Genomic DNA, 230 nt, shown 5'->3' with positions numbered 1-230 from the left:
TGATCAAAAGAGTTAAGTTTTTTTTAAATGCCGCTTCAGCAAATCAATGGAAAGGGATAGGAAATATGAAACTCTCATAATTATGAAAAGTTATTTAGTCTGTTCAAAAACGGCCGACACTTTGCTGCCTAGTTAGGGTTTAACCCCCAGACAATATTCCAGTGGTGGGAAAATCAGACTCGCTGGAATAACGAAACGGGGTGATGGTTATATACGAAAGCTGTTGGTTC

1 pseudogene is annotated in these 230 nt (G+C 38.7%); it reads left to right on the top strand.

The features are described from left to right. Window positions 1-136: 136 nt before the first annotated feature. A pseudogene (locus Xedl_RS20180) lies at window positions 137-230 on the top strand (transposase); the annotation flags it as partial.

The organism is Xenorhabdus eapokensis (assembly GCF_001908105.1).
This window is presented reverse-complemented; position numbering and strand designations above follow the sequence as displayed.